The sequence below is a fragment of the Capnocytophaga sp. oral taxon 335 str. F0486 genome, assembly GCF_000277665.1.
In the GTDB taxonomy this organism is placed as follows: domain Bacteria; phylum Bacteroidota; class Bacteroidia; order Flavobacteriales; family Flavobacteriaceae; genus Capnocytophaga; species Capnocytophaga ochracea.
Genome location: NZ_AKFR01000034.1, coordinates 176,893 through 203,420, shown reverse-complemented (window position 1 = coordinate 203,420; position 26,528 = coordinate 176,893). Strand labels below are relative to the sequence as shown.

Here is a 26,528-nt window from a genome sequence, read left to right as displayed (position 1 = left end):
ATCATTATGATATATTTATATATTTTAATCATTGCACAGCTCATCAATGGGCTATTCTTTTGGAAAGGATATGAAAAAGCAGGTTACAAAGCGTGGCAAGCCTTTGTTCCCTTCTACAATACCGTTATTTTCTTACGTATCATCTCTCGCCCTTGGTGGTGGGTATTCCTGCTGTATTTGCCTGTAATAGGTAATATTATGGTAATTGTGATGACTTACGAATGGTTACACGTATTTAACTATCGCAAGAAGCGTTACACCCTGCTATCAATAATTACTTTGGGACTTTTTGCCGCCTACATAACCTATTTACCTTCTACACACTACGTAGGTAAAGATGTAGAAGCCATCAAAAAGAATGTTTCCTCTTGGGTGAGTGCTACTATCTTTGCGGTAGTAGCAGCTTCGGCTATTCACACCTACTTTATACAGCCCTATATGATACCTACTTCCTCCTTAGAAAAAACCCTCTTGGTAGGCGATTTTCTTTTTGTAAGTAAGTTTCACTACGGCGTGCGTGTGCCTATGACTCCACTATCATTACCTATGGTACACGATTCAATTCCTATAATAGGCACAAGATCGTATATCAAAACGCCTCAGTTACCTTATTTGCGTTTACCTGCTTTGCAGAAAGTACAGCGCAATGATATTACGGTATTCAACTGGCCTACCGATACAGTAAGGTACTTCCGAGACAATTCGGGTATTCACGTAGATAAGCCCATAGATAAGAAGTCTAACTATGTAAAACGCACAGTAGCTATCCCTAACGATGTATTAGAAATCAAAAACGGCGATGTATGGATAAATGGCAAAAAAGAAATCTATCCTGTACGTGCCAAGTTACAAACTTCTTATATAGTGGTTACACAACCCAATTTATTCAGCCATCCTGATGAGTTTAGAGTAGTGATGTACCAACAGTACGGTGTTACCGATCCCGCTTATCCCATCAACAACGACACTTATATCTTTACTTCCCTTACAGATGATGTAGCTAAGGCTTTGGAAGCTAATACAAGTATTGTGTCAGTTACTCGCAATATAAATAAAGCTGGGGTCTACAATCCTGCAATCTTCCCTCACAGTCCTACTTTTGCTTGGAATGAGGATAATTACGGACCTATTACCATTCCTGCCAAAGGAAAAAACGTAACACTTACTAAAGAGAATTTGCCTTTGTATAAACGCATTATTAGTGAATATGAACACAATAAATTAGAAACAAAGGGTGATGATATTTACATCAATGGGCAGAAAGCTTCCTCTTATACCTTCCAACAAGATTACTACTGGATGATGGGAGATAACCGTCACAATTCAGAAGACAGTCGTTTTTGGGGTTTTGTACCTGAAGATCACGTGCTTGGTAAACCCGTACTCATCTGGATGAGTTTAGACAAAAATGCCTCAGGATTTAAGAAAATACGTTGGCAGCGTTTGTTCACTACCGTAAATGGTGAAGGTGAACCTGTGTCCTACCGATATATTGTATTTGGGTTACTTGGTTTGTGGCTGCTATATAGTTTGGTTAAAAAGAAAAAAGTAAAAGAATAATATGGTAGAACAAGTATTATTACACCCTACTTATTTTCCTTCCATTGCTCAATTTCACTTGATGTTGAACAAACCTTGCGTTTTAGAAGTCTCTGACAACTATCAGAAACAAACCTTGCGTAATCGTACATATATTTACGGTGCCAATGGCAAGCAATCCTTAAACTTACCTATTAAGCACGTAGGAGGTAATACCGGGCGACAGTTGTTCAAAGATGTGAAAGTAGAGAATAATTTCCTATGGCAACGTCTGCACTGGAAAAGTTTAGAGACAGCCTATCGCACATCTCCTTATTTTGAGTATTATGAAGACGATTTGGTGCGTATTTTTGAAAAGCAATATACTTACCTACTCGATGTAAATATCGACACAATTGAGACCATTTTAGCCTGTTTGTTAGTACATATTAACTTTGACAAGACAAAAACGTATGAAGCCGAGCCACAAGGAGTGAAAGACTATCGTTTTTTGAGTAGTGCTAAAAAAAAATACTCTGTAACAATGCCCCCTTACCACCAAATATTCTCAGATAAATATGGTTTTATTCCTAACTTATCTATTTTAGATTTGCTTTTCCACGAGGGACCTAATACACAAGAGTTTTTAACTAAGGTAAAAGTGTAGTGCTATAAAGTGTGTAAATAGACATCAAAAACGTGTAATTACACAAATAAAAAGAAGGTTACAAAAAATAATTACTTTTTTATTATCAAAATATACTCTCTTATAATCAGTAATTTACAAAATGTAATATAAAGGAATGTTTTTTTGGCACAGAGTTTTCAATGTAGTAAACAGAAGATTGCTAAAAGAAACATTGTTAAAACAAGAATTAGAAAAAACATTTTCATTAAAACTATCAAACTTAAAACAAAATCTTATGTAAAAAAACTTTATTACTGAGAACAGTAATAGAGATTCTAAAACTGAAAAATTTTCTTCATTTTTGGAGTTAGTAGTAGTATTTATATGCATTGTGAAAAAGGCTCTCTAAGAAATTAGGGAGCTTTTTTTATATTTAGAATGCTATTACTAACTTCTTTTTATATAAATACTCATAATAGAATATTTTTTTCTTAATTAATTTGGTACTTTAAAAAAGTCGCTGTACTTTTGTGGTTCATTTTAACACCAATTCATTTATGAAAAAATTCGTATTCTTCTTTGGGCTTTTATATGCCACAACAGTTTTTGCACAAAGCAAACCTAACATTATACTTATTGTTTCAGACGACCATTCGTATCAAACGATTGGAGCTTATAACAATGGGGCTACTAATGCAACTCCTGCAATTGATAAACTTGCTAATGAGGGTGTAAGGTTCAACAAAGCTTTTGTTACCAACTCCATTTGTGGTCCTAGTAGGGCTTGTATTCTCACGGGTAAGTATAGCCATAAGAATGGCTTTATGGACAATGAGACATCACACTATAATTCTTCACAACAACAGTTTGTGAATCTCTTGCAACAAGGAGGCTACCAAACCGCTTGGGTGGGAAAATACCATTTAGGCGATGACCCCAAGGGCTTTGACTTTTTCAAAATCTTAGTTGACCAAGGTCGTTATTTCAACCCCGACTTTATCATTGAAGGTAAAAAACGTGTAAACGAGCAAGGTTATGTAAGCAATATCATTGAAGATGAAGCCGAAAAATGGCTCGATCGTCGTGACCTTAATAAGCCTTTTTGCTTGATAGTGGGGCATAAAGCGGTGCATCGTACTTGGATGCCCGATTTACCTGAATTAGGAGCTTATGAACAGGTAAACTTCCCATTGCCCGATACTTTCTTTGACGATTATGCTACTCGCAAGCCCGCAAGTTTGCAAGAAATGTCCATTGGTAAGGATATGATAATGGGTTACGATTTGAAGATGTTCAAAGATGAAAAAGAAGAAGTGCAAGATGCAAACTTCTCTCGTATGACCGCTATTCAATTAGCACATTACAACGATTTCTATAACCCTATACGTCAACAGTATTTCAGCGCAAACCTCAGTGGCAAAGAATTAGCCCAATGGAAGTTCCAACGTTATATGCGTGATTATCTATCTACCGTAAGATCGATGGATAAGAACATTCAGCGTATGCTCGATTACTTAGAAAAACACAAATTGAAAGACAATACTGTGATTATCTATATGTCCGACCAAGGTTTTTATATGGGCGAGCACGGCTGGTTTGACAAACGTTGGATGTACGAAGAATCTTTCCGTACCCCAATGATTGTCTCTTACCCTAAACTTTTTCCTAAAGGCACAACCAACGATGATTTTGTGTTGAACATCGACTTGGCGCCTACTTTCTTAGAATTAGCCGGCTTGCCTATCCCTGCTGACATACAAGGCAAATCGTTCTTACCTTTGTTTGCTAAAAAAGCTAAACCTATACGCAATCAAATATTCTATCATTACTACGAAAACGGAGAACACGCAGTATCACCTCATTTTGGTGTTCGCACTGATCGTTATAAACTCATTCGTTACTACAAACGCGTGAATACTTGGGAGCTATTTGACCTCAAAACCGATCCTAAAGAACTCAACAACGTCTATGGCAAAAAAGAATATCTGAAAATTACTAAACAGTTAGAAGCTTTACTTTTAAAAGAAATTCGAGACAAGCAAGACGATTTGGCTGAGAAGGTATTTTTCAATAAAGAGTTTCCTGCGAAATGAATTTTATAAGGATTCAACTTTGCCAAAATTTGTAACATATTATTTGTATGAAGAACTACCTATACATTATCATACCATTTTTTCTAACTATAGTCTCTTATGCCCAACACTTGGATTCCATTTTCGAAAATCCAGCACTGCAAGAAATCAATCGAATGTCAATGCGTGCCTCCTACTTTCCGTTTGAGAATATAGCTAAAGCAAAAAATGGTACCATAGAGCAATCAGCACGTTTCCTAAATCTCAATGGCTTGTGGTCATTTCTCTGGAAGGAAGACTATCGTCAGTTGCCAAAAGACTTCTACAAAACCAATTTTAATGAAAGTCAGTGGAAGAAAATTCCTGTACCTTCTAATTGGGAAGTACAGGGATATGGCATTCCAATTTACGTGAACGCTTCTTACGAATTCAATCAAAAGAACCCTACTCCTCCCGATATTCCTGATAGTCTCCAACAAAATGCTGGTCTGTATCGCAAAACTTTCGATTTGCCCACTTCTTGGCAAGGAGAAAAGGTATACCTACATTTAGGAGCAGTGAAATCGGCATTTAAACTGTATATAAACGGTAAGTTTGTGGGTATGGGTAAAGACAGCAAGTTGGCTTCGGAATTTGACATTACACCTTATATCACTAAGGGCAAAAACCTCATTGCAATGGAAGTGCGTCGATGGACGGACGCAAGCTACCTCGAATGCCAAGATATGTGGCGCTTTTCCGGGATTTCTCGTGATTGTTACCTCTATATGCGACCTAATGTGCATTTATACGACCTTAGCATCAGCACTGGTTTAGATAAAAACTACACCAATGGCAAACTCACCACTTCGGTAGAAGTATGGAACGAAACTCCAAGCGATGCCTCTAAATATCAATTGGAAGTGAGTCTGTTCGACAAAGAACAACTGCTCTACCAAGAGCAAAAAGAAACTATCGGACTCAAAAAAGCCTTTGGTAAAACCGAATTGCAATTCGAAGCACAATTGCCACAAGTGAGAGCGTGGAGTGCCGAAACGCCTTATCTGTACCGTTTACAAATGGTGCTGTACGACGCTGAGGGAAAGGCAAAAGAAGTAGTAAGTCGTCCCATAGGCTTTAGAACGATTGAGATAGAAGGTGCTAACATTTTGGTAAACGGCAAACGCGTACTCTTCAAAGGGGTAAACCGCCACGAAACCAACCCGTATACGGGACAAGTAGTGAGTCAAGAACAGATGGAGAACGATGTAAAGCAGATGAAAGCCCTCAACTTTAATGCTGTACGCACTTCTCATTACCCTAACGACCCTTATTTCTATGACCTTTGCGATAAATATGGTCTTTACGTAATGGACGAAGCTAATATAGAAAGCCACGGTATGCATTATGAAATGGATAAGACTATCGGCAATGACCCTGTGTGGGAATATGCTCATTTGCTACGTATGGAACGTATGGTAAAGCGCGATAAAAACCACCCCTCGGTATTGTTTTGGAGTATGGGCAACGAGTCAGGTAACGGTTGGAACTTCTACAAAGGTTATCAACACATAAAAGGCTTAGACCCCTCACGCCCTATTCACTATGAATTAGCTCACTACGATTGGAATACCGATATCGAGTCACGTATGTACCGTCGTATTCCTTTCCTTATCGACTATGCGCTCAGCAATCATACTAAACCCTTCTTGCAATGTGAATACGCTCACGCAATGGGTAACAGTGTAGGTAACTTTCAAGAATATTGGGACGTGTATGAGCATTATCCTAAACTACAAGGTGGTTTTATTTGGGATTTCATCGATCAAGGGCTTTATAAAACCTTACCTAATGGCAAGAAAATAGTAACCTATGGGGGTGATTACGGTGATAAAAATACTCCCAGTGATAATAATTTTCTTATCAATGGAGTAATAGCTTCCGACAGAAGTTGGCATCCTCACGCCTATGAAGTACGCAAAGTGCAACAAGAAATAGGCTTTCAATATCAAAATAACCAACTGAAATTGCGCAACAAACATTTCTTTAAAGATTTATTAAACTACGAAATACATTGGCAACTGCTCAAAGAAGGTGTACCTGTTCAAAGTGGTAATATTACCAACTTAATAGTATTACCACAAAGCGAGGCCACTTTTTTACTACCTCCTCTTAAAACAGACAATAAAGCAGAATATATCTTGCAATGTACCGCCCGTCTCAAACAAGATGAAGGTCTTTTAAAGAAAGGTACAGAACTCGCTTTTGCCGAGTTTCCTCTCACCTCCTACACTCCTCAAAAAGCTATTGCTGATACAACACCTTTAGAGGTAGAAGAAACAGCCAGTCACATTCTATTGCATAATAAGCACTATACAGCCAAAATAGATAAACAAACAGGCAAATGGGTATCGTTTCAAGTGAAGAATGAAGAACTCTTTGCTCCCGAAGGCTTAGAGGTAAATTTATGGCGGGCTGGCACTGATAACGACTTTGGGGCAGGTTTACCTAAAAAACTGCAACAGCTACAAGAGGCAGAGAAAAAAGCTGATAGTGTCCGTATATCGGTAGAGAAACTAAACTCTGGTCAAGTGAAGATAACCCTACACAAGCGATTGGTAGAAGGTACAATTGATTACACTCAAGAGTTGCTTTTTGATGGCAAGCCTTCCGTAACGGTGAGCAATCACTTCAAACCGCTAAAGAATGACAAAACGCTTACTTTTAAGATAGGCAATCATCTTACACTTCTGCCTTTTCAGCGCATTCAGTGGTATGGTAGAGGTCCTTGGGAAAGTTATTGGGATAGGAAAACATCGGCTATGGTAGGCTTGTACGAAGGTGCTATTGTTAACCAGTATTACCCTTATGTGCGTCCGCAAGAGAATGGTAATAAAACTGACGTACGTTGGGCAAAGCTCAGTAAGAAAAAAGGAGTAAACATTGCCATTTATAGTACAGGTTCTTTACTAAATATAAATGCCCTGCCTTATAGTCCTGCACAGTTATTCCCTGGTATAGAAAAAGGACAAACACACGCAGGTGAACTCACCCCTGATAAGTATACTCACTTAGACATCGACTTGCAACAATTAGGTTTGGGAGGTGATAACAGCTGGGGCAACTTACCTATGGAACAATACTTACTGTATCTGTATCAGCCTTACAGCTATAGTTACAGAATAGAAGCTTTTTAATGGCATACCCTTATATAAGCAAAGCACAGATTTCTTGATAAACTCAAGTCGTCTGTGCTTTTTTGTTAAACCCCTTATAAAATTCTTTCCTTCTAATATATATCAAGTGTTCTTTCTTCTTCAAAACCGTCAGGAAGCGTAAATATAATAGTGTAGCGTCCTTTGGGTAGATATACTTTACCATCAGTAGCAATAGGTAAAAATATCTTTTGAAGACTCTTCTCATAGGCTGTCTTACCCGCATAAGACATCGTCAAGTCATAAGGTATATAATTAAACCCAACATTTGTCTTATAAGTAAATGTTTGCAAGGTAACACGTCCTTTCATCACTTTTATAGGTATTGATAAATTTTCCTTTGAAGCAAAAGCATAGAAATACACATTAGGTTTCACAGGTTCTTCCCATTCGTTATTGGCATTTCCCCAATTTGCAGAATAAGGAAGCGTAATAGGCGTTTCAAGTGGATAAAAATCTTGCGAGGTAATCGCTACTCTTAGCTCTTGCATCATCTTCACCGAGGTGCGAAAAATACCTCGTCCCAATGTCGCAACTGTCATTTCGCCATTTGTTTCGTCTATATAAATATCGTAAACACCTGTTTCGGGTAATCCTTTGCTGAATGGTTGCCAACTTTCACCTAAGTTAAACGAAATATACACCCCATTATCAGTTCCTGCATAAAGAATCTGACTGTTTTTAGGGTCTTCTTTGAGTACATTTACTTTGCTATCGGGCAGGTTAGAATGAATATCTGTCCAACTCTTGCCATTGTCATTACTCATAAAAATAATAGGGTCGATATTGGAATCATCAGTACTAATAAGGGTTGCCAATACGCGGTTACGCTGGTGTTTAGAGGCAATAAGGTTGTTCACTTTTAGCGGACGAGGGAAGGCGTTGTATATCTGTTTCCACGATACCCCTCCGTTATCGCTGGTGTAAATCATACCATCGTCACTACCCGTATAAAGCAAACCAAACATAAAAGGCGATTCAGCTATAGCCGAAATTGTACCATATGCCTTGTTGCCCTGCTTGTTACCATTGGTTACATCGTCCGAAATAGTCCGCCAATTCCGACCTTTGTCCATAGAAATGTGCAATTTGTCACTTCCTATGTAAATAATATCTTTGTTTTGTGGCGAAATAAGTAGCGGTGCATTCTTGCCAAAACGCAACGGTTCCTTGTTTTCACCGTAATAAGCACTTCCTAATGGAAAAAGCTGGTCTCTATCAGGCAAAAAAGTAAAGAACTTGCCATAAGGTTCTGCGGCATAGCTATCATTGCCAAACGATAGCGAATGAATAGCTTTTCTGAACGTATTCCAATGACTGTTATTCTGTGCCAATACCACTTGGTCACTCACATAGTAAGGCGTTTTGTTAGCTTTGTCGTAACTCAGCTGGGTAAAAGCCATTGCTTGTGGCACATTCTTAAAAGCAAAACTTTTTCCATTGTCGTAAGAGACCTGTAATCCACCGCGAGTTGTACAAAATAGAGTACCCTGTTGTAAGTAAAGTTGTTCATAGCTATTGTCCAACGAAATCGGTTGTTTGCTTTTCCACGTCCTGCCTCCATCGGTAGATTCCAATAAGGGATATCCTCCTATAAATAAGTGTTTTTTATTACTAAGGTCTACGCTGATACCCCCAAAACGCTCTCCGTTTTGGTAATACACATCATTCAGAGGCTGAATATTCGTCTTTTGCCAAGAATTACCCCCATCTTCGGTTACGTACACTTCCGCACCTATAACCTCTTGGATACTTACACCCAAATAACTCAGTAGTTTAGCAGGAGAGGTTACCTCTGCAGCTATCATATCTTTGAGATTCTGAGCTGTATATTTCTCGTCCTGACCTATATTGTGCAAAAACACATTTAAACGGTTGTTATCTAACGCGAGGAAATCGGCTTTGCTCATCATATCAAAATCTTGAGCGGAGAGATGAATGCGCACTACTTTCTGTACAGTGTTAATATTCTCTTTCTTTTTGGCGTTGCGATTATCTACTACTGCATAATAAGTCTGACTGTTAAAGCAACTCACCCCTATCTTACCAATGTTATTTCCTTTGAGAAATCCGTTGTTCACCGTGATTTTCGTCCACGTATTGCCTTTATCAGCGCTCTTGTAAATAGCACTATTACTGCCATAAGGAGCACTGTCCCACTGACTGTTATTCACTTCCCACGATACAGCCAAAAGCATTGCCCCATCGGGCGAAGCAGTAATTTGCGTAATACCCGCACGAGTGCTTACAAATAGTTTTTGTTGCCACGTTTTTCCGCCATCGGTAGTTTTGAAGATACCGCGTTTTTCATCGGCTTTATAAGGGTTACCCAGTACTCCTGCCACAAGTTCTTGGGGGTTAGTAGGGTTGATATACAAACTACTAATGCGTTGCATTCCTCCCAATCCCTTAAAGTCAGTTGTTTTGCCTTTATCGGTAGAGATAAAAACGCCATAAGGGGTCGCAACCGCCAAAGTCCCCGATTGCCAATCTACTGCCAGTGCTGTGATACTTTGTGTAGGAAGGGTTGAGCATAGTACTTGGTAGGTTTCCCCGCCATTTTGGGTAAGCCATACACCTCCGTTTTCTGGAGCAACTATAAACTCACTGCTATTTTTAGGGTTTACACTCAGCGCACTGATGCGGTTGCCTATCTCTTTTACTATCACTTGCTCAAAAGGCGTTTCGCGTACCCACGAACGCGCTTTGAGCTCCTCTTTCTGACGCAAAGGAAGCGGTAGCAGTTCTTGGGCAGTGAGAGTTGTTGTGATGATTAATAAAGAAAATACAAAAGTAAAGATTTTATTTTTCATATTTATTTGCAGAATTCTCTTTAAGTTGTTGTTTTTAGGGTGCAAAAGTACAACAATTTATTGAAATGAGCTAATATTCTAAGAATATTTATCCCATTGCCCTTTGTCATTCCTCATTCGTCCTCTCGTCATTTCTTCTTTTTTCCGTCTCCACATTCCCCCTCTCCGAGGGGGCTAGGGGGAGGTTTCTTTTAATTTTCCGTCACACTCCCCCCTATTGCCTATGACCTAAGGCCTATCACCTCTTCCTCTTTCTTTCGCCTCGAAACCTCATTTTTAACATTTTTAACCTTATTGTATTATACTATTAATCAATCACTCATACACCCTTTCTATACCAATCGTCCAAGATTCGTATAAGCTTCCTATAAGCTCTCTATAAGCTACCCCCACCCTCCTAATAACCTTTTTTCGCTAAAATCCCTCTCAGTCCACTTCTGATATTTTTCGTTTTCCTTCGAAGTCCAAGCCCCTCCGATATTCTCCAACTAATTCCCACATTTTCTAATTTTCTAATTTCCTCATTTTCTAATTTCCTCATTTTCTAATTTCCTCATTTTCTAATTTCCTCATTTTCTCATTTCCTCATTTTCTCATTTCCTCATTTTCTCATTTCCTCATTTCCTCATTTGCTCATTTGCTAATTAAGTTACGCTATCTATCTCTTACGTCAAACTCCCTGTCAATTCATAAAATCATTATTAATCATTAACCGCTAACCATTAATCATTGATATTTATTTTTGTAATTGTATATTATTTTGTACTTTTGCGCCCTCAGAAAATAAAGAGATATCAAGATGTTTAGATGGATAAAAGCCAGCTTCTGGGGTACCATTGCGGGCTTAATATTGCGCAACCGAATTGCTTTTTTACTACTCATAGCTGCTATCACTGGGGGCTTAGCTACACAGTGGAAGAACGTGCGCTTTACTTTTACCGAAGCAAATATGCTCCCCGATGATCACCCTGTGAATATGGAGTACAAGCACTTCCTCGATAAGTTCGGCGAAGAAGGTAACTTGATATTAATGGCGTTAGACGACAAAAAAATCTATACACCTGAGGTACTCAACAAATGGATTGCCCTTAGTAACGAACTAAAAAAGTTCAAACAGATAGACGCTGTTATCTCTATCGACAATTTGCCTATCTTAGTGAAAGACACTGCACAGCAACGCTTTGTTACCCATAAGTTTATTGAAGGAAAAGTAAAAAACCAAACTGAAGCTGATAGTCTCAAAAAAGTACTTTCCGAGAAACTGCCTTTCTACGAAGGTCTCATCTACAACAAGAAAACGAATACCTTGCAAACAGCCGTGTATATGAACAAAAAGATTGTCAATACACAAGCCCGCAAGGATTTTATCCTCAACGATTTTATTCCCATAGTCGAGAAGTTCGAAGCGCAAACCGGACTCAAAGTGCACACTTCGGGTATGCCTTATATTCGTACCCTCAGCGCTCAAAATATAATGGACGAGATAGGGTTATTCATCTTGGCTGCCTTACTCTCTACTTCAGCCATTTTCTTTTTCTTTTTCCGTTCATTTAGGGCGATGTTTATCTCTATGGGCGTGGTATCGATTGCAGTAATGTGGGTATTTGGTTTTCTAGGGCTTTTCGGCTACGAAATCACCATTCTCACAGGACTTATTCCGCCCTTGGTCATCGTAATTGGTATCCCGAACTGCGTATTCCTCATTAATAAATACCAACAAGAAATCAGTAAGCACGGCAACCAAGCTAAGTCGCTTATTAGGGTAATCCGCAATGTAGGCAATGTAACCCTGCTCACCAACCTCACTACGGCTATCGGTTTTGCTACCTTTATCTTTACCGAAAGTTCTTTGCTCAAACAGTTTGGGGTCATTGCTTCTATCAATGTAGTATCTATCTTCTTCATCTCTCTATTGGTAATCCCGATTATTTACAGTTATATGCACATACCTCAGGAAAAACACCTAAGGCATTTGCATCGTAACTGGATGGGCGGACTTATCAAGTTCATTGAGAATACAGTAAAGCATCACCGTATTGCAGTATTCACTACGGCTATTGCTCTGCTTATCCTCAGTATTATTGGTATTTACAAAATAAAGATTTCGGGTAGTCTCATCGAAGATATGCCTAAGTCAGCTACTTTTTTTGACGATATCACTTTCTTCGAGAAGAATTATGGCGGAATTATGCCTTTGGAAATCACTATTAATACGAAGCAGAAGAACGGTGTTACTCGGTTAGTGAATCTCAAACGCATTGACGAACTCTGCACTCATATCGAGGAAATCCCCGAAATATCCAAACCACTTTCGTTGGTAAACTTGGTGAAATACGCCAAACAAGCCTATTATAATGGCAACCCTAAATATTATAGCCTGCCCACTACCCAAGAGCAAAACTTTATCCTTTCATACGTCAAAAACTCTAAAGGTAATGCTAATATGCTCTCCGCTTATGTAGATTCATTGGGGCAAACGGCACGCATCACTACTTTTATGAAGGATATTGGTACTGAGAAGATGCAACAAATTGAGGACAATATTTACACCAAAGCACAAAAGCTTTTCCCAAGTAATAGGTATGAAGTGAAGATTACCGGTAAAGCCTATTTGTTTACCAAAGGTACTAATTATTTAGCTACCAACCTCATTTGGTCATTAGCCTTGGCTATTTTGCTCATTGCGCTCATTATGGCGTATATGTTCCGTTCGTTCAAGATGATAGTTGTCTCACTCATTCCTAACCTCTTACCGCTACTCATCACCGCAGGACTGATGGGCTATTTTGGCATTCCGCTCAAGCCTTCCACTATACTTGTGTTCAGTATTGCCTTTGGTATTTCGGTAGACGATACCATTCACTTCTTGGCTAAATATCGCTTAGAGTTAGTAGCGCGTAATTGGAAGATAAGCAAATCGGTATATGCAGCTTTACGCGAAACAGGAGTAAGTATGTTCTATACTTCTATCGTACTACTCTGTGGTTTCTCAGTGTTCTTGCTCTCCAGCTTCGGAGGTACCAAAGCACTCGGCGGACTCATATCAGCTACTTTGCTTTTCGCGATGATGACGAACTTACTACTCTTGCCAAGTCTATTGCTTTTCTTAGAACGCAGTCTGTCCAACAAAGAAACTATCAAAGAACCTAAGATTGAGATATTCCCTAAGGACGAAGAAGAAGAAAACACTGAAAAAGAAAATAAAACATTATAATTACACACTGTTATCAGCTGATTGACAAATTTGTTAATTAGCTAATTAAAATAATCATTATGGAAAACAAAAAGCATATCGTAATTGTGGGCGGTGGCTTTGCTGGCTTAGAGCTAGTAAAAGTGTTGAACCGCTCTGGTAAATATAAAATTACCTTGGTGGATATGAATAACTACAATTTCTTTCCACCCCTACTATATCAGTTGGCTGCGGGCTTTATGGAGCCTTCATCTATCTCCTACCCTTTCCGCCGTCTATTTCGCAAGTATAAAAATGCACGTTTCAGAATGGCTACCTTGCGAGAAGTCGTTCCATCGGAAAACAAACTCATCTTAAGCAATGGAGAACTGCATTATGATGTATTGGTAATGGCTACGGGAGCTGAATCAAACTTCTTTGGTAACAAAGATGTAGAAGAAAAAGCAATGCCTATGAAAACCGTAGGCGACGCCCTTATGCTTCGCAACTTAGTATACACCCGTTTGGAGCGCGCTACCCGTACTGAGGACAAAGAATTGCGCCGTAAGCTACTCTCTTTTGCTATTGCAGGAGCAGGTCCTACTGGGGTAGAGCTATCAGGTATCTTTGCTGAAATGAAACAGAACATTATGCGCAAAGATTACCCTGAGCTTACTTATGACGATTTAGGTGATATTTATCTCATCGACGGACAAAACACCGTACTTGCTCCTATGAGCAAAAAAGCCCAAGCATATACCGAAAAAATCTTGCTTAAAAAAGGTGTAAAACTCAAATTAGGAGTACAGGTAACCGATTTTCTGAATGACGAAGTATATCTTTCGGACGGTACAGTGCTCGATGCTCGTAACCTAATATGGGCAGCGGGGATTTCGGCTAAAACCTTCAAAGGTATTGACGACAAGCAACACTTGGGTCGTGGACGACGTATGAAAACCGATGCTTATAACAAAATGGAAGGCTTCGAGAACATCTATGCAATCGGCGATTCGTCTATTATGACCGCCGACCCTCACTTTCCTCAAGGGCACCCTCAGCTCGCACAAGTAGCCTTACAACAAGCCTGTAACTTAGGAAAGAACTTCAATAAAGATTTTGTAAACCCTACTCCTTTCAGTTATGTCGATAAAGGTTCAATGGCAATTATTGGTCGTAACCAAGCCGTCGCCGATTTGCCTAAACACATTTTCCTCAAAGGTTTCGTAGCGTGGGCTATTTGGGCGTTTATACACATAATGTCGCTGGTAAACTTCCGCAACAAGCTGAAAGCTTTGTACAATTGGGTAGGTTATTACATCAGCAAAGACCAGTCGTATCGTATGGTATTACGCCCTACCGAAAAAGCTAAAGGATAAAGTCTGGCTTTCCTATATACTTTGCCAATGTTTGAAACATTGTCAAAGTTGAACCTACATAATTACAAAAACATAATTTTTTTTAATTTTTAAAGAATTCTTATTCAATTTCTCTCCCGTAACGGAGGCTTCTTTCACTAAAAAGCAAAGAATGGAGAACACTGCTAAACAATGGAAACAACAACTGCAATACCTGCTGAAAGGGAGGGACTACGAGTCGCTTATATACACTTCAGCAGAGGACGTTCCTATCTTACCTTTTTACACTTCCGAGAACGTAAAAAGCCCTTATGCAGTTGATATCCAAACACAAGTAGCTATTCCTCTTTTTGTATCCAATAAAGAACAGACCCTCAAACGCATTGCTTTTTGGCAAAGCCAATCAGTTCACTTTTTTTTGCTCAACCTGCACACTGAGCTTATTCAAGACGAAGTACAACAATGGTTACCTACTGATTTACACTACTTGTTCACCAATGCCCTCACTGTAGATACCTCAACCTACCAAAACACAGGAGCTTCAATGGTGCAACAAATCGCTTTCGGAGTAGCCCAAATGCAGGAAATACTGACTACTTCAAAAGTAACCACTGCTTTTATAAAAATAGCAGTTGGAGGTAGCTTTCTGTTAGAAATTGCCAAACTGCGGGCTTTTCGTCGCTTATTTAGCGAGCTCTACCCTACCCTACCCTTCCATTTGATAGCCGAAGTATCTCATAGAGGTTTATCTCTTCTGAAATCGTCGCATAACCAAAACTATGTACAGTTAGCTTACGAGGCTACTGTATTAGGAGGTGCTGATTATTTATTGCCTAAAAATTCCCTTTTCTTTAAGAAGAACAGCGTAAATACCGAAAAAGCAAATGTAGCTACCATTCAGCAACTCACTGCTACCCGCAACGCAACACTGCTCAACGGAATGTATGCAATTGAGGCTATCAGCTACGAAATGTACAAGAAAGCTCTTGTGTTATACCAGCAAGTTCATAAACAAGGAGGTTTGTCGGTTATGCTAAAAAGCCACAGCCTGCAAAAACAAATAAAAGCTAAGGCATCGCAAGAACAACAGCTTTTTAATACACAGTGTACTACTTTCTTTCCTGAAAATAGTACCGTTGAAGTTTATCCACGTAAAGAATGGGATTTCTATCCTTTTACCAAAAATCACACCGCTGACTCATTAACACCTAAACGCCTCTGGGAACCCTTTGAAAAAAGAATAAAACAAGAAATGTATGAGCAAAAACAATGAAACTATGGCTGGTTTGCCACCTTATGAACGCGGGTATCGCGCAATGGGGTATTTAGAAGGAATGCCCTCTTTGCGCATCGTGGCTATGGAAGAAGAAAGCATTTCGCGTAGCGAACCCACTGAAATACTTTATCAGAACATCGAGAATTTTACACAAAGCAAAGCATCTTGCAAATCATTGGTAATAACTGCTATTGATACTTTGCCCCAAGCCCTATCGCTCAAAGAAGCTCAATACCTCTATATCCCTGCATCTCTTCTTTTAGAAAACACTATTAGGGAAACTTTTATTCACATTCTTACTCCTAACGACAAACTGCGTATTTTAGTAGATAGTGCTCATAATGGTTTTGAAATCATTGCAATGCTCCGTAGCTTGCGCGCTCTTGCCCAACTGCCTATCACCTGCTTAGTCCACTCTATCACCGATTATCTATACGCCCTCATCGCCCAATCCGACGATTTGATATGTGATATCAAAAACAAAGAGTTGGCTTCACCTGAAAACCAATTCCTAATAGAAAATAGTTTAGTTACCAAAACTATCGACCCATTCTTCCCCTAAGCCTCACTTTTATTAGGCAAAACGTTCAAAACAGTATTTCATTAGCTCCACTTTACCTTCACTTTGAGAGCAGTATTTCTTCGTTCATTCTTCGTCTTTTGTTCGTCTTTTGTTCGTTGTAGACCCACTGTAGACCCACTGTAGACCCACTCATTGTTCGTTTATCTTATAAGCTTCCTATAAGTTCTGCATAAGCCCCCACCTAATTAACCATTAATCATTAATCATTAACCATTAAACAAGGCTTTCTCCCTCCTAAGAGCCTTTTCTCTTAAAAATTACTCTTAGTGCACTTCTGATGTTTTTAGTTTTCTTCCGAAAACGCCACCTCCCTCCGACCAATCAAATAACTATTTTAATCTCTCCCCATCATTTGCTAATCCTCACATCTGCTAATCGGCTAATTCGCTAATTAATATTTTTAAAGATTTATACGTAATTCAGATTTTTAATGTATATTTGCAAAATGAAAAAGAAAAAGCTACAAAGAAGTAAGTCTCGTATATCTGCAAAAAAGAAATCTCTATTTGGGAACTTTTTTACTGTAAGCCTCCTATGCATTTTGTTGTTGGGAGTAGGTAGCGTTTTCTATATCAGAACCTATTATCCTGCCATTTACCAAAAAATACTAAACAAAATTACAGCCCGTAAAATAAACTCTACCTACGAAAGCAATCGTATTGAACATATCGTAAGCCTCTACTACGATAAAGTCTTCGGCATCGACCTTTCGCACTATCAAGAACGCGAAGAAATAGAATGGGATAGTCTCTACATCCGAAATAAAACTGCAAAATACCCTATCCAATTTGCCATTTTTAGAGCAACAATGGGGAACGATGGAACCGATAAGAACTTTGCTCACTTTTTTTCAGAAGCTAAAAAACACCAACTTATCAGAGGAGCTTACCATTACTATCGCCCAGACGAAGACCCTAAGCTACAAGCAAACTCCTACCTGAAGAATGCTCGGTTGGAAAAAGGAGATTTCTTACCCATTTTAGATATAGAACAATTGCCTAAAAAGAAATCCAAAGAACAGTTTATTAAAGATGTACAAACGTGGTTAGATATTGTTGAAAAACACTACAAACACAAACCTATTATCTATACTTACATCAGTTTTTACGAAGATTATTTGTATCCCACATTCAAGCAATACCCATTATGGATAGCCAATTATAATAATGTGTCAGTTCCCACCTCTGTTTTTTCTTGGCAGTTATGGCAATTCACTGAAAATGGTATTACTGCGGGAGCAAAAGTCAAAATAGATTTTAATATTTTCAATGGTGATAGTAGCGAACTGAACAAACTCTTATTGTAGTATGACAAAAAAAGAACTCAGGACACTCTATAAGCAAAAACGCAATGCCCTATCAGCTGAGGAGCGAGACCTCCTCAGCCAACAAATAGCTGAAAGGTTACTTCTTTTTCCTAATTCTTTATGGGAGTATCACACTTACCATATATTCCTCCCCATAGAACGATTAGCCGAAATAAACACAAATTATATATTGAACATACTGCGCGATAAGAATAAGCAAATAGTAGTCCCGAAAATGGATAGCAATACTCGCACACTGTCCTCTATTCTTCTCACCAAAGATACTCAGCTCATTAATAACGCTTGGGGAATTCCCGAACCTAAACAAGGTGTTATTATAACTCCCGAAACCATAGATGTAGTATTCGTTCCTCTTCTTGCCTATGATAAATATGGCAATCGGATAGGCTATGGCGGTGGCTATTACGACCGTTTTTTGAGTGAATGCAGAGGTGATACACTCAAAATAGGACTCTCCTACTTCCCTCCTGAAAATAACTTTTATGCTTTGAGAAATGCTACTGATGTTTTTTTAGATTATGCTATCACTCCTTCTGCAAATTACACCCTCACAAAAAGAAAATATTGATAAGTTTTTATTGAGGGAAAGTTTGCTTATATTGAACTTTTCAAAATAAAATACCATATTGTTTTGTATAATTCTAAATAAGTAGTATCTTTGCACCGTCAAATCAAAATACAAACAATATTATGAGATTAAAATTTTTAGCTCCTGCGCTTATCGCAGGAATGATGGTGCTTACTACTTCTTGTAGTAAAGACGACAATCCGACCCCTATACCTTCTACTGCTAAAGAAGTTAAAGAATTAAATGTTTCTTCACAAACAGAGTGGGTGTATTTTTCTTTTTCAGAAGGGAAACAAGTAGAGGTAAGCAATCCTCGCACAAGTGATAATTGGGATATCGCTTTCAATACCTATAATATAAAAACTAATGGTGGTACTTCAGGTATTGGAGGCGTGGAAGTAGCCAATACAGGAAGTAAAGATTTTAATACTGTTACACAGTACCCAGGCTTAGGCTATCAAAAAGATGAAATGATAACTACCATTGGTCGTCCGCAACCAGGACAAACAACTCCTACTACTACAACTATCTCAGCTAATCCAGTTATTACAGGTACTGTAATGAGTTCAGACCCTAAAGGTTTTTATAATTATATGCCTCCTACACCAGGAAGCAATACTCCTCATATTACACTTACCAAATATGTATATGTAGTAAAAACAGTAAAAGGAAAGTATGTAAAATTGCAAATTACTGAGTATACTAACGCTAAGGATAAATCAGGTTATCTTACTTTTAAATATGATACTCTTACCTCACAAGCTCCAGTAGAAAAAGTAAGCCTTACTTTTACCAAAGCAGTTGGAGAAGTACAATTAGATGCTACTACCGATTGGCAATACTTTTCATTGGCAACAGGAGCTGTAGTAAGCGTTACCACTCCAGAAACTGATACTACTTGGGATATAGCTTTCAAAGGTTATTATGTAAAGCTCAATGGTGGTGTGAATGGCAAAGGAAAAGGAGAAGCTCTTAAAACAGAATCAAAAGATTTTGATGCTGTGAAAGAAACTGTAGTAGTAGGTTTTGAAAAAGACAAAGAAGTAACTTTTACTGGTAGAAACAGCTCTACTAAAGTAAACGTTTCACCAGTACTTACAGGAGGCTTTGGTTCTACAACAGGTACTATAAACATCAGTCCTAGCAATATAAAGAAATGGGGAGATGTTTACGCTCCTAATGAATGGGTATACATTATCAAAACAGCTGATGGTAAATACGCTAAAGTGCAAGTAACTGATTTTTATAAGGAAGTAAACGGCAAAAAAGCACCTAATTACCCGAAACTAAAATATCAATTGAGTGACACTCAAAGCAAATAATAAAGATTATGAAAGTTAGATTATTACTATCAGTTTTAGCTATAGCCCTTACTTTTGCTTCTTGCAGTAAGGACAATGATAACTCACCTCAATTACCTCCTAATGTAAAAAAGGTAACTAACTTAGATGTAAATAATAAATGGGTTACATTTTCTTTTGAAACAGGGGTAGCTACAGCTACTACAGCTACCCCTACCACTACTAGTTTAGACTGGGATATAGCTTTCAATAGTTTTTTGGTAAAACTTAATGGAGGCGAATCAGGAAGTGGACAAGCTGCAGCTTTAAATACTCATAGTCAAGATTTCTTTTCTATCAGTAAAGCTCCTGTAGAAGGATACTCTGCTGATAATGTTATGCAAGTGTTAATAGGGTATCCAAATACACAAACAGTTACCTGCTCTCTTTCTAAACCTATGACAGGAGGTTTTGGAGTTACCGAAGGAATTATACACATTGCTCCTGAAAATATGGGGGCTGATAAATACCCTAGCGTATACCGCCCTACTAAATGGGTATATATTCTTAAAAGAGCCAATGGTAAATTTGTAAAATTCCAACTAACCGATTGTTATAATGACAAAGCAAAAGCTGTATACCTTACTTTCCAATATCAGTTAAGTGAGGATAGTAATTTTTAATAATATTTAAAATAGCTTCAAGAGGTTGTTCAGCTATAAGCGAGCAGCCTCTTTCTTATAAATTAAATTATCAATATGCGAAAGATTTTTATCACTGCTTTTATTTCATTATTCTACTCGCTATCTACTCTTGCTCAAAACGACAAGAAGGAAGATGAACCTATAAAACTCAATGAAATAATTGTAACGGCTACACGCGTTCAAAAGAACTTAAAAAACGTACCTATCACTGTGCAAGTAGTTACCGCTGAAGATATTCGTAAATCGCAAGCTACCGACTTTCAATCGTTTTTAGAAACGGAATTTGCAGGTATCAACTTTACTTACGATGGAGGTATGCCTAACATTAATATGATGGGATTTGGAGGTAAATATGTGCTCTTTTTAATGGACGGCGAGCGTATGGCAGGAGAAACTTTTGACAATATTGACTATAATCGCATTGACTTGGATAATATTGAGCGTATTGAAATCATCAAAGGGGCTTCTTCCTCTCTTTATGGCTCGAATGCGCTAGGAGGGGTGATTAATATTATTACCAAAAATGCTAAGAAACCTTTTGAAGGTAGCGCGAGTTATCAGTACGAGAGCATCAAAAGTCATAAAGCGAATGTAGGCGTGGGGAGCAAGCAGAAATGGGGTAGTATCCGCCTGACATCTTTTTACAATTTCCGCGAACCTTATGTTTTGGAAGACAGCGAACCATTAACTGTTTATAAAAATGGTACAGCTGTTACCTCTGAAAAAGGAGAACTCAATATTGCGGGGTTTACTACTTATGGAGTTACCCCCAAACTTACTTTCAACTTATCACCTAAAATAGACCTTGCTCTTACGCCTAACTACTACTTCAGCGAACGCAATCAAGGGACAGAATCTTCAAGGAAACTACGTGATAGATATTATAACTACACTTTATCGGCTAAATCTAACATTGCACTCACTGAGAGCAAAAAATTAAGCCTATCGGGGGCTTTTGACCGCTACGACAAGTTTAACTACTTCCCGTTATTAAAAGAAAAAGAAAAGAACTATGAAAACACCATATGGCGTGCAGGAATGCAATACAACCAATCGCTATGGGAAAAACATTCGTTAGTAGCAGGAGCAGAAATATTTTCAGATGAACTGCTCAGTTTCCGTTTTGATAATACAGGCACTGAAGCCAAAGAAAACGCACAAAACTACACTGCTTTCACCCAACAAGAATGGACTCTCTCACCTGCTTTCACCTTGGTAACTGGGGCACGTATAGATTATCATTCACTTTTTAAAGAACACTTTACCTATCGCTTGTCAGGGATGTTTAAGGTAGAGCAGTTTACTTTTAGAGGAGGTTTTTCCACAGGTTTCCGGTCGCCTACCTTGAAAGAACTCTACACTAATTGGTTTCACCCTTGGGGGGGTGGCTTCCAAATAATGGGTAACAAAGACCTTAAACCCGAAACCAGTAATAACCTTAACCTTTCAGTAGATTTCGACAGCAAGAAGGTGAATATTACCGCGATAACGCAACTCTCGTCGGTAAGAGATAAAATAGCCTTCCGCTGGACGGCTGCCAGCGATACTATTCGTTATGTAAATTTTAATGGCAATACTGAGATTGTAAGCTCTGAGATATCGGCGACTTATCACCCTACAAAAGCTTTCCGCTTTAAAGGTTCGTATGCTTACTACTACATTAGCAATAGTACGGGAGAAAACCGCCCACATACCTTCACTGTAAAAGCTGAATACATTCCTAAACGTGATGCCCTCTATATTCCTAACGTTGTGTTGAGTGGCAAATACGTAAGTGCTACCCGCATTCACGATACCGATAGTAATAACAATGAGCTCTATACCTATTATGAACCTTATAGTATATGGCATTTGCAACTATTCTCTAAACTTCCCTACCACCTCACCTTCACAGCAGGTATTGACAATCTTTTCGATTATGTAACTAAAACCACGAGTTTCTATTCCAGTATTTCTCCGGGGAGAACTTATCTGGTAGGATTGAAGTGGACCTATTGATTTTCAAAAATAAGTTAGGTTAGAGGTAAGAATTTATATAAATTTTCATTGTGCTTTGTTTTTTCACTCAAAATAACTCCATCTTTTTTTCGAAATATATCAGAAGGATTCGGAAGGAGAAAATTAGGTGAAGAGTATAAGATAAGAGGTAAATTGGGTATGGTTAGCTTATAGGAAGCTTATAGGAAGCTTATACGAATCTTGGACGATTGGTATAGAAAGGGTATATAAGTAGTTGATTCATACTATAATACAACAATGCCAAAAATGTTAAAAACAGGGTTACGAGGCGAAAGTAAGAGAAAGATAAAATCCTCTTAACACGCACTTACTCGGTAGTTGTTGAGAAACTCTCCTAAGGAGAGGGAGCTTAGCAATGCAAAGGTAAAGACAAAAATAAGGTAAAAGTGGAGTAGATTAGTAAATTTTACAAATTTGTTAGTTCATAATTATTTTATACCTTTGCACCAAAACTAAAAATAAAATGATGTCAGAAGCTTCTTTTTCAGGATTTATACAGACTATCCTTATTATTATATTAGTATTTTGGGGACTGAGAATCCTACTGAGAATATTAGCTCCTTATATGATGCGTTTTTTCATAAACAAGGTAAGTGAAAAAATGCAAAAAGAATTCGAGCGTACCCAAAATCAGTACCAACAAAATGCTTATGGGCGAAATCGCTCAGAAGAGAAGGAAGGCAAACAAACTATTATAAATAAGAATTCTCATTCTAAAAACCCTGAAGCTACCAAGCAAGTGGGTGAATATATAGATTACGAGGAAGTTTGATTTAAGTAAGAGATAAAAGGTAAAAAATAACCAAATGAAAAAAATAGTCCCTCACGTTGTAGTAATAGCGCTATTTGCTGTAATAGCGCTTGCTTTCTTTTATCCTGTATTACAGGGAAAAGGTATCTTCCAAAGCGATATTGTTCAGTATACCGGTATGGCGAAGGAGCGGAATGATTACCGTCAAACAGAAAACAAAGAGACATATTGGACAAACAGCGCTTTTGGTGGTATGCCTACCTATCAGTTAGGGGCACAATATCCTAATGATTTTGTAAAGCAGCTAGACAGAACGTTACGCTTTTTACCTCGTCCTGCCGATTATCTCTTCTTGTACTTTATAGGCTTTTACGTCCTACTTTTGGTGCTAAAAGTGGATTACAAGAATGCTTTCTTGGGGGCTATTGCCTTTGGTCTTTCTACTTACTTGATTATTATTTTAGGGGCAGGGCATAATGCCAAAGCACACGCCATTGCTTATTTTGCTCCTTTATTAGCGGGTATCTTATTGGTATTTCAGCGGAAATACCTTTGGGGAGGATTACTCACAGCAGTAGCGCTAGCGTTAGAAATCTGCGCTAATCACTTCCAAATGACGTATTACCTGCTTTTATTGGTATTGCTCTTAGGCATAGGCTTCCTTTATAAAGCTATCAAAGAGAAACAACTCAAAGATTTTGCAAAAGCTATGGCAGTACTACTTGGGGCTGTAGTGGTGAGTGTACTGGCAAATGCTACTTTACTGCTCACGACTCGCGAATACGCCGATTGGAGCACCCGTAGTAAATCGACACTTACTATTACTCCTGATGGAACTCCGAAAGAGCAGAACAGCGGTCTACCAAAAGAATATATCACCGAATACAGTTATGGCATCAGTGAATCACTAAACCTTATCGTGCCTCGTCTTTTTGGAGGTTCTAACCACGAAAACTTAGGAGAAAACTCTAAGACGTATCAGTATTTGGTACAATTGGGGGTACCTCCTATGCAGGCATTACAAGAAACACAACGTTTACCCACTTACTGGGGCGACCAGCCTATCGTGGCTGCCCCTGCCTATATAGGAGCTGTGGTGTTCTTCCTATTTGTCTTAGCACTTTTTGTAGTAAAAGGAAGAATTAAATGGTGGCTCTTAACGGGCTCAGTAATGGCACTCGTACTTTCGTGGGGCAAGAACTTCGGACTACTCACTGATTTTATGATAGACTACTTTCCGTTATACAATAAGTTTAGAGCGGTATCGTCTATACAAGTAATTTTAGAACTCTGCGTGCCTATATTGGCGATAGTAGGGTTACAACAGTTCTTAAAAACACCTGAAGAGGAGCGCAAAAAATACTTGCTTTACAGTCTTTATATTTGTTTGGGGGTAATGTTATTGCTTTTCTTAGGAAAAGGATTCTTTGATTTCCAAAGCGCAAACGATGTGTATTATGGCAACAGAGAGATTGTGCAAATGATAGTGGAAGACCGCAAAAGTATTTACACTGCTGATTTGCTAAGAAGCACCGTACTTATACTGCTCACGGCTTTGGCTTTGGTACTTTATCAGTACAACAAAATTCCTCTTAGGGGAATGCAAATAGCACTCTTAGCATTGCTTTTCTTTGATTTGGGAGGAGTAGCCAAACGCTATGTAAACAAAGACAATTTTGTAGATAAATACCTAATAGAAAATCCTTTTGAGGCAACTCCTGCTGATATAGCGATTCTTCAAGACAAGAGCTATTATCGCGTATACGAACCTCAAGTGGGTATCAATGGTGCACGTACTTCGTTTTTTCACCATTCGATTGGAGGTTATCACGCAGCGAAACCCAAGCGCTTGCAGGAGCTCTTCGATTACCAAATAGCCAAAGGAAATATGGAAGTGCTCAATATGCTGAATGTGAAATATATACTTTTGCGCAACCAAGAAGGAGAAATACAACCAATGCACAACGAAGATGCCTTAGGTAATGCGTGGTTTGTAAAGCAACTTAGCTCAAAAAACAGTGATGATGAGGTGATGAAAGCTTTAAAAGAGTTTCACCCTTCCGAAGAGGCTTTAGCAACGCTCAAAGATTTGAAAACAAACCTTCCATCACAATACATTGTGGATAGCACGGCTACGATTGCACTAAAACATATGCGCCCTGATGAATTAACTTACGAAAGTAACAATTCTCACGAGGGCTTTGCGGTTTTCTCAGAGATGTTCTACCCTCACGGATGGAAAGCGACTATCGATGGCAAAGAGACACCTATCTATCGTGTAGATTACACTTTACGAGGAATGTCTGTACCCGCAGGAAAACACGAGATACGATTTGCTTTTGAACCCGAAGTAGTGAAAACAGGTAGTAGATTAAGTCTTGTAGGGTGTATTTTATTGCTTTTATGGCTTGCAGGAGGTATTTTTGTACAATTTAAAAAATGAAAACACTTTTTACTACTATTGGACTACTGCTAATCAGTGTTATTCACGCTCAAGATTTTATAGGCAAAGAATGGCGCATTGATAATTTTTTAGGGGAGTTCCCTGATGTGACCGATGTATATTTCCTAAAAACGCCTGAGAGTAAATATACTTTTGGCGACCGTATTCTCTTCAATTCAGATGGTACTTTCTCCTCCTGGTTAGTAACCGAATGTGGTAATACCTGCTCTTCTCCTACTATAGGAACTTATCAAGCGGTAGGCAAGTATTTATCTATTCAGGTAGAGAAAATGGAAAAAACGAGGGGTGGAATGTGATAGTATTCCTATAGAGCTCAATCTTAATCTCGGTAGTTATTATCTCCACAAAATCTCCAACGATGAATACTACCTCATTAAAAGTACTGGTAATTTTGCTGCCGACAAACAGAAACTAAATGACGTAGCCACTTTACTGCGCTTTATTAAAATTTATGATATACGGGGCAAATCGCCTAATCCTTCTTTCCAACTGAAAAGTGATATTCCTAAAGACGAGCGCATTGGCAAATTCGTACGCAAACTATTCCATCTCACTACTTATGAAATTCTCAAAGGCTTCCCTGACAACCATAGTACTCATTACCTTGTAAAAGACCTTAAAACTAACACCTATTACTACCTACGAGAGGAATATTTTAGCAATAAAGTTACTGTTTACTACTTTACTGAAAAAGACTTAAAACAACGTGCTAAAGAATTGAAAAAGCAACGATAAATAAGGGAAGGGGAAAAGACAAAAGAAGTACCTAACAGAAGAAGCGAGAACTGAAGAAAAACCTAAAAA

Annotated in this window: 18 protein-coding genes; 17 read left to right on the top strand and 1 reads right to left on the bottom strand. The window is 38.5% G+C overall.

Going from position 1 to position 26,528, the window contains the following annotated elements; translation table 11 throughout:
- The first annotated feature begins 6 nt into the window (after nt 1-6).
- From lepB to HMPREF1320_RS09125, 4 genes are all read left to right on the top strand, one after another.
- Nucleotides 7-1,560 carry a signal peptidase I gene (gene lepB, locus HMPREF1320_RS09140; RefSeq protein WP_009418290.1) on the top strand — a complete coding sequence of 518 codons (1,554 nt, stop codon included), beginning with the start codon at nt 7-9 and terminating at the stop codon, nt 1,558-1,560.
- Between the two features lies 1 nt (nt 1,561).
- Nucleotides 1,562-2,185, top strand: coding sequence for a WbqC family protein (locus HMPREF1320_RS09135; protein WP_009418377.1), 624 nt, complete (start codon nt 1,562-1,564; stop codon nt 2,183-2,185).
- A 518-nt stretch (nt 2,186-2,703) separates the two neighbouring features.
- The gene (locus HMPREF1320_RS09130; RefSeq protein ID WP_009418301.1) at nt 2,704-4,239 is read left to right on the top strand and encodes a sulfatase; all 1,536 of its coding nucleotides are present in this window, start codon (nt 2,704-2,706) and stop codon (nt 4,237-4,239) included.
- Nucleotides 4,240-4,286: 47 nt separating this feature from the next.
- Entirely contained in the window at nt 4,287-7,394 is a 3,108-nt protein-coding gene (locus HMPREF1320_RS09125; protein ID WP_034554458.1) for a glycoside hydrolase family 2 TIM barrel-domain containing protein, read from the top strand.
- A gap of 92 nt (nt 7,395-7,486) precedes the next feature.
- On the opposite strand, the gene HMPREF1320_RS09120 is transcribed toward HMPREF1320_RS09125, so the two are convergent.
- Nucleotides 7,487-10,225, bottom strand: coding sequence for a sialidase family protein (locus HMPREF1320_RS09120; RefSeq protein WP_009418429.1), 2,739 nt, complete (start codon nt 10,223-10,225; stop codon nt 7,487-7,489).
- 799 nt (nt 10,226-11,024) lie between these two features.
- Here HMPREF1320_RS09120 and HMPREF1320_RS09115 point away from each other — a divergent pair.
- The 13 genes from HMPREF1320_RS09115 (at nt 11,025) to HMPREF1320_RS11850 (ending at nt 26,459) form a co-directional block, all read left to right on the top strand.
- Nucleotides 11,025-13,439: an efflux RND transporter permease subunit gene (locus HMPREF1320_RS09115; protein ID WP_009418328.1), complete on the top strand. Its 2,415-nt coding sequence runs from the start codon at nt 11,025-11,027 to the stop codon at nt 13,437-13,439.
- Nucleotides 13,440-13,498: 59 nt separating this feature from the next.
- Nucleotides 13,499-14,773, top strand: a complete 1,275-nt coding sequence (locus HMPREF1320_RS09110) for an NAD(P)/FAD-dependent oxidoreductase (RefSeq protein WP_009418346.1) — start codon at nt 13,499-13,501, stop codon at nt 14,771-14,773.
- 151 nt (nt 14,774-14,924) lie between these two features.
- Nucleotides 14,925-16,025, top strand: a complete 1,101-nt coding sequence (locus tag HMPREF1320_RS09105) for a methylmalonyl-CoA mutase family protein (RefSeq protein ID WP_009418439.1) — start codon at nt 14,925-14,927, stop codon at nt 16,023-16,025.
- Nucleotides 16,009-16,590 (top strand): hypothetical protein, encoded by a 582-nt coding sequence (locus HMPREF1320_RS09100; RefSeq protein WP_015782844.1) that lies wholly within the window; start codon nt 16,009-16,011, stop codon nt 16,588-16,590. Before HMPREF1320_RS09105 ends, HMPREF1320_RS09100 begins: the two co-directional genes overlap by 17 nt.
- Nucleotides 16,591-17,056: 466 nt before the next feature.
- Nucleotides 17,057-17,917: a glycoside hydrolase family 25 protein gene (locus HMPREF1320_RS09095; protein WP_009418337.1), complete on the top strand. Its 861-nt coding sequence runs from the start codon at nt 17,057-17,059 to the stop codon at nt 17,915-17,917.
- A 1-nt stretch (nt 17,918) separates the two neighbouring features.
- Nucleotides 17,919-18,506 carry a 5-formyltetrahydrofolate cyclo-ligase gene (locus HMPREF1320_RS09090; protein ID WP_009418294.1) on the top strand — a complete coding sequence of 196 codons (588 nt, stop codon included), beginning with the start codon at nt 17,919-17,921 and terminating at the stop codon, nt 18,504-18,506.
- A gap of 122 nt (nt 18,507-18,628) precedes the next feature.
- The gene (locus tag HMPREF1320_RS09085; RefSeq protein WP_009418318.1) at nt 18,629-19,828 is read left to right on the top strand and encodes an HmuY family protein; all 1,200 of its coding nucleotides are present in this window, start codon (nt 18,629-18,631) and stop codon (nt 19,826-19,828) included.
- An 8-nt stretch (nt 19,829-19,836) separates the two neighbouring features.
- Nucleotides 19,837-20,469, top strand: a complete 633-nt coding sequence (locus HMPREF1320_RS09080; RefSeq protein WP_009418443.1) for an HmuY family protein — start codon at nt 19,837-19,839, stop codon at nt 20,467-20,469.
- A gap of 75 nt (nt 20,470-20,544) precedes the next feature.
- Nucleotides 20,545-22,488 carry a TonB-dependent receptor plug domain-containing protein gene (locus HMPREF1320_RS09075; protein ID WP_009418387.1) on the top strand — a complete coding sequence of 648 codons (1,944 nt, stop codon included), beginning with the start codon at nt 20,545-20,547 and terminating at the stop codon, nt 22,486-22,488.
- A gap of 484 nt (nt 22,489-22,972) precedes the next feature.
- Nucleotides 22,973-23,281 carry a DUF4834 family protein gene (locus tag HMPREF1320_RS09070; protein ID WP_009419912.1) on the top strand — a complete coding sequence of 103 codons (309 nt, stop codon included), beginning with the start codon at nt 22,973-22,975 and terminating at the stop codon, nt 23,279-23,281.
- Between the two features lie 34 nt (nt 23,282-23,315).
- Complete coding sequence (locus tag HMPREF1320_RS09065; protein ID WP_009418410.1) at nt 23,316-25,703, top strand: YfhO family protein; 2,388 nt, start codon at nt 23,316-23,318, stop codon at nt 25,701-25,703.
- Nucleotides 25,700-26,020 (top strand): hypothetical protein, encoded by a 321-nt coding sequence (locus HMPREF1320_RS11855; RefSeq protein WP_009418466.1) that lies wholly within the window; start codon nt 25,700-25,702, stop codon nt 26,018-26,020. Before HMPREF1320_RS09065 ends, HMPREF1320_RS11855 begins: the two co-directional genes overlap by 4 nt.
- Nucleotides 26,010-26,459: a hypothetical protein gene (locus HMPREF1320_RS11850; RefSeq protein ID WP_009418323.1), complete on the top strand. Its 450-nt coding sequence runs from the start codon at nt 26,010-26,012 to the stop codon at nt 26,457-26,459. Before HMPREF1320_RS11855 ends, HMPREF1320_RS11850 begins: the two co-directional genes overlap by 11 nt.
- Nucleotides 26,460-26,528: the final 69 nt, after the last annotated feature.

Coding starts and splice junctions, on each gene's coding strand:
- HMPREF1320_RS09070 (WP_009419912.1), top strand. CDS start 22,973: ATGATGTCAGAAGCTTCTTTTTCAGGATTTATACAGACTATCCTTATT.
- HMPREF1320_RS09100 (WP_015782844.1), top strand. CDS start 16,009: ATGAGCAAAAACAATGAAACTATGGCTGGTTTGCCACCTTATGAACGC.
- HMPREF1320_RS09105 (WP_009418439.1), top strand. CDS start 14,925: ATGGAGAACACTGCTAAACAATGGAAACAACAACTGCAATACCTGCTG.
- HMPREF1320_RS09125 (WP_034554458.1), top strand. CDS start 4,287: ATGAAGAACTACCTATACATTATCATACCATTTTTTCTAACTATAGTC.
- HMPREF1320_RS09120 (WP_009418429.1), bottom strand. CDS start 10,225: ATGAAAAATAAAATCTTTACTTTTGTATTTTCTTTATTAATCATCACA.
- HMPREF1320_RS09115 (WP_009418328.1), top strand. CDS start 11,025: ATGTTTAGATGGATAAAAGCCAGCTTCTGGGGTACCATTGCGGGCTTA.
- HMPREF1320_RS09135 (WP_009418377.1), top strand. CDS start 1,562: ATGGTAGAACAAGTATTATTACACCCTACTTATTTTCCTTCCATTGCT.
- HMPREF1320_RS09075 (WP_009418387.1), top strand. CDS start 20,545: ATGCGAAAGATTTTTATCACTGCTTTTATTTCATTATTCTACTCGCTA.
- HMPREF1320_RS09095 (WP_009418337.1), top strand. CDS start 17,057: ATGAAAAAGAAAAAGCTACAAAGAAGTAAGTCTCGTATATCTGCAAAA.
- HMPREF1320_RS09085 (WP_009418318.1), top strand. CDS start 18,629: ATGAGATTAAAATTTTTAGCTCCTGCGCTTATCGCAGGAATGATGGTG.
- HMPREF1320_RS09090 (WP_009418294.1), top strand. CDS start 17,919: ATGACAAAAAAAGAACTCAGGACACTCTATAAGCAAAAACGCAATGCC.
- HMPREF1320_RS09080 (WP_009418443.1), top strand. CDS start 19,837: ATGAAAGTTAGATTATTACTATCAGTTTTAGCTATAGCCCTTACTTTT.
- HMPREF1320_RS09130 (WP_009418301.1), top strand. CDS start 2,704: ATGAAAAAATTCGTATTCTTCTTTGGGCTTTTATATGCCACAACAGTT.
- HMPREF1320_RS09110 (WP_009418346.1), top strand. CDS start 13,499: ATGGAAAACAAAAAGCATATCGTAATTGTGGGCGGTGGCTTTGCTGGC.
- HMPREF1320_RS11855 (WP_009418466.1), top strand. CDS start 25,700: ATGAAAACACTTTTTACTACTATTGGACTACTGCTAATCAGTGTTATT.
- lepB (WP_009418290.1), top strand. CDS start 7: ATGATATATTTATATATTTTAATCATTGCACAGCTCATCAATGGGCTA.
- HMPREF1320_RS09065 (WP_009418410.1), top strand. CDS start 23,316: ATGAAAAAAATAGTCCCTCACGTTGTAGTAATAGCGCTATTTGCTGTA.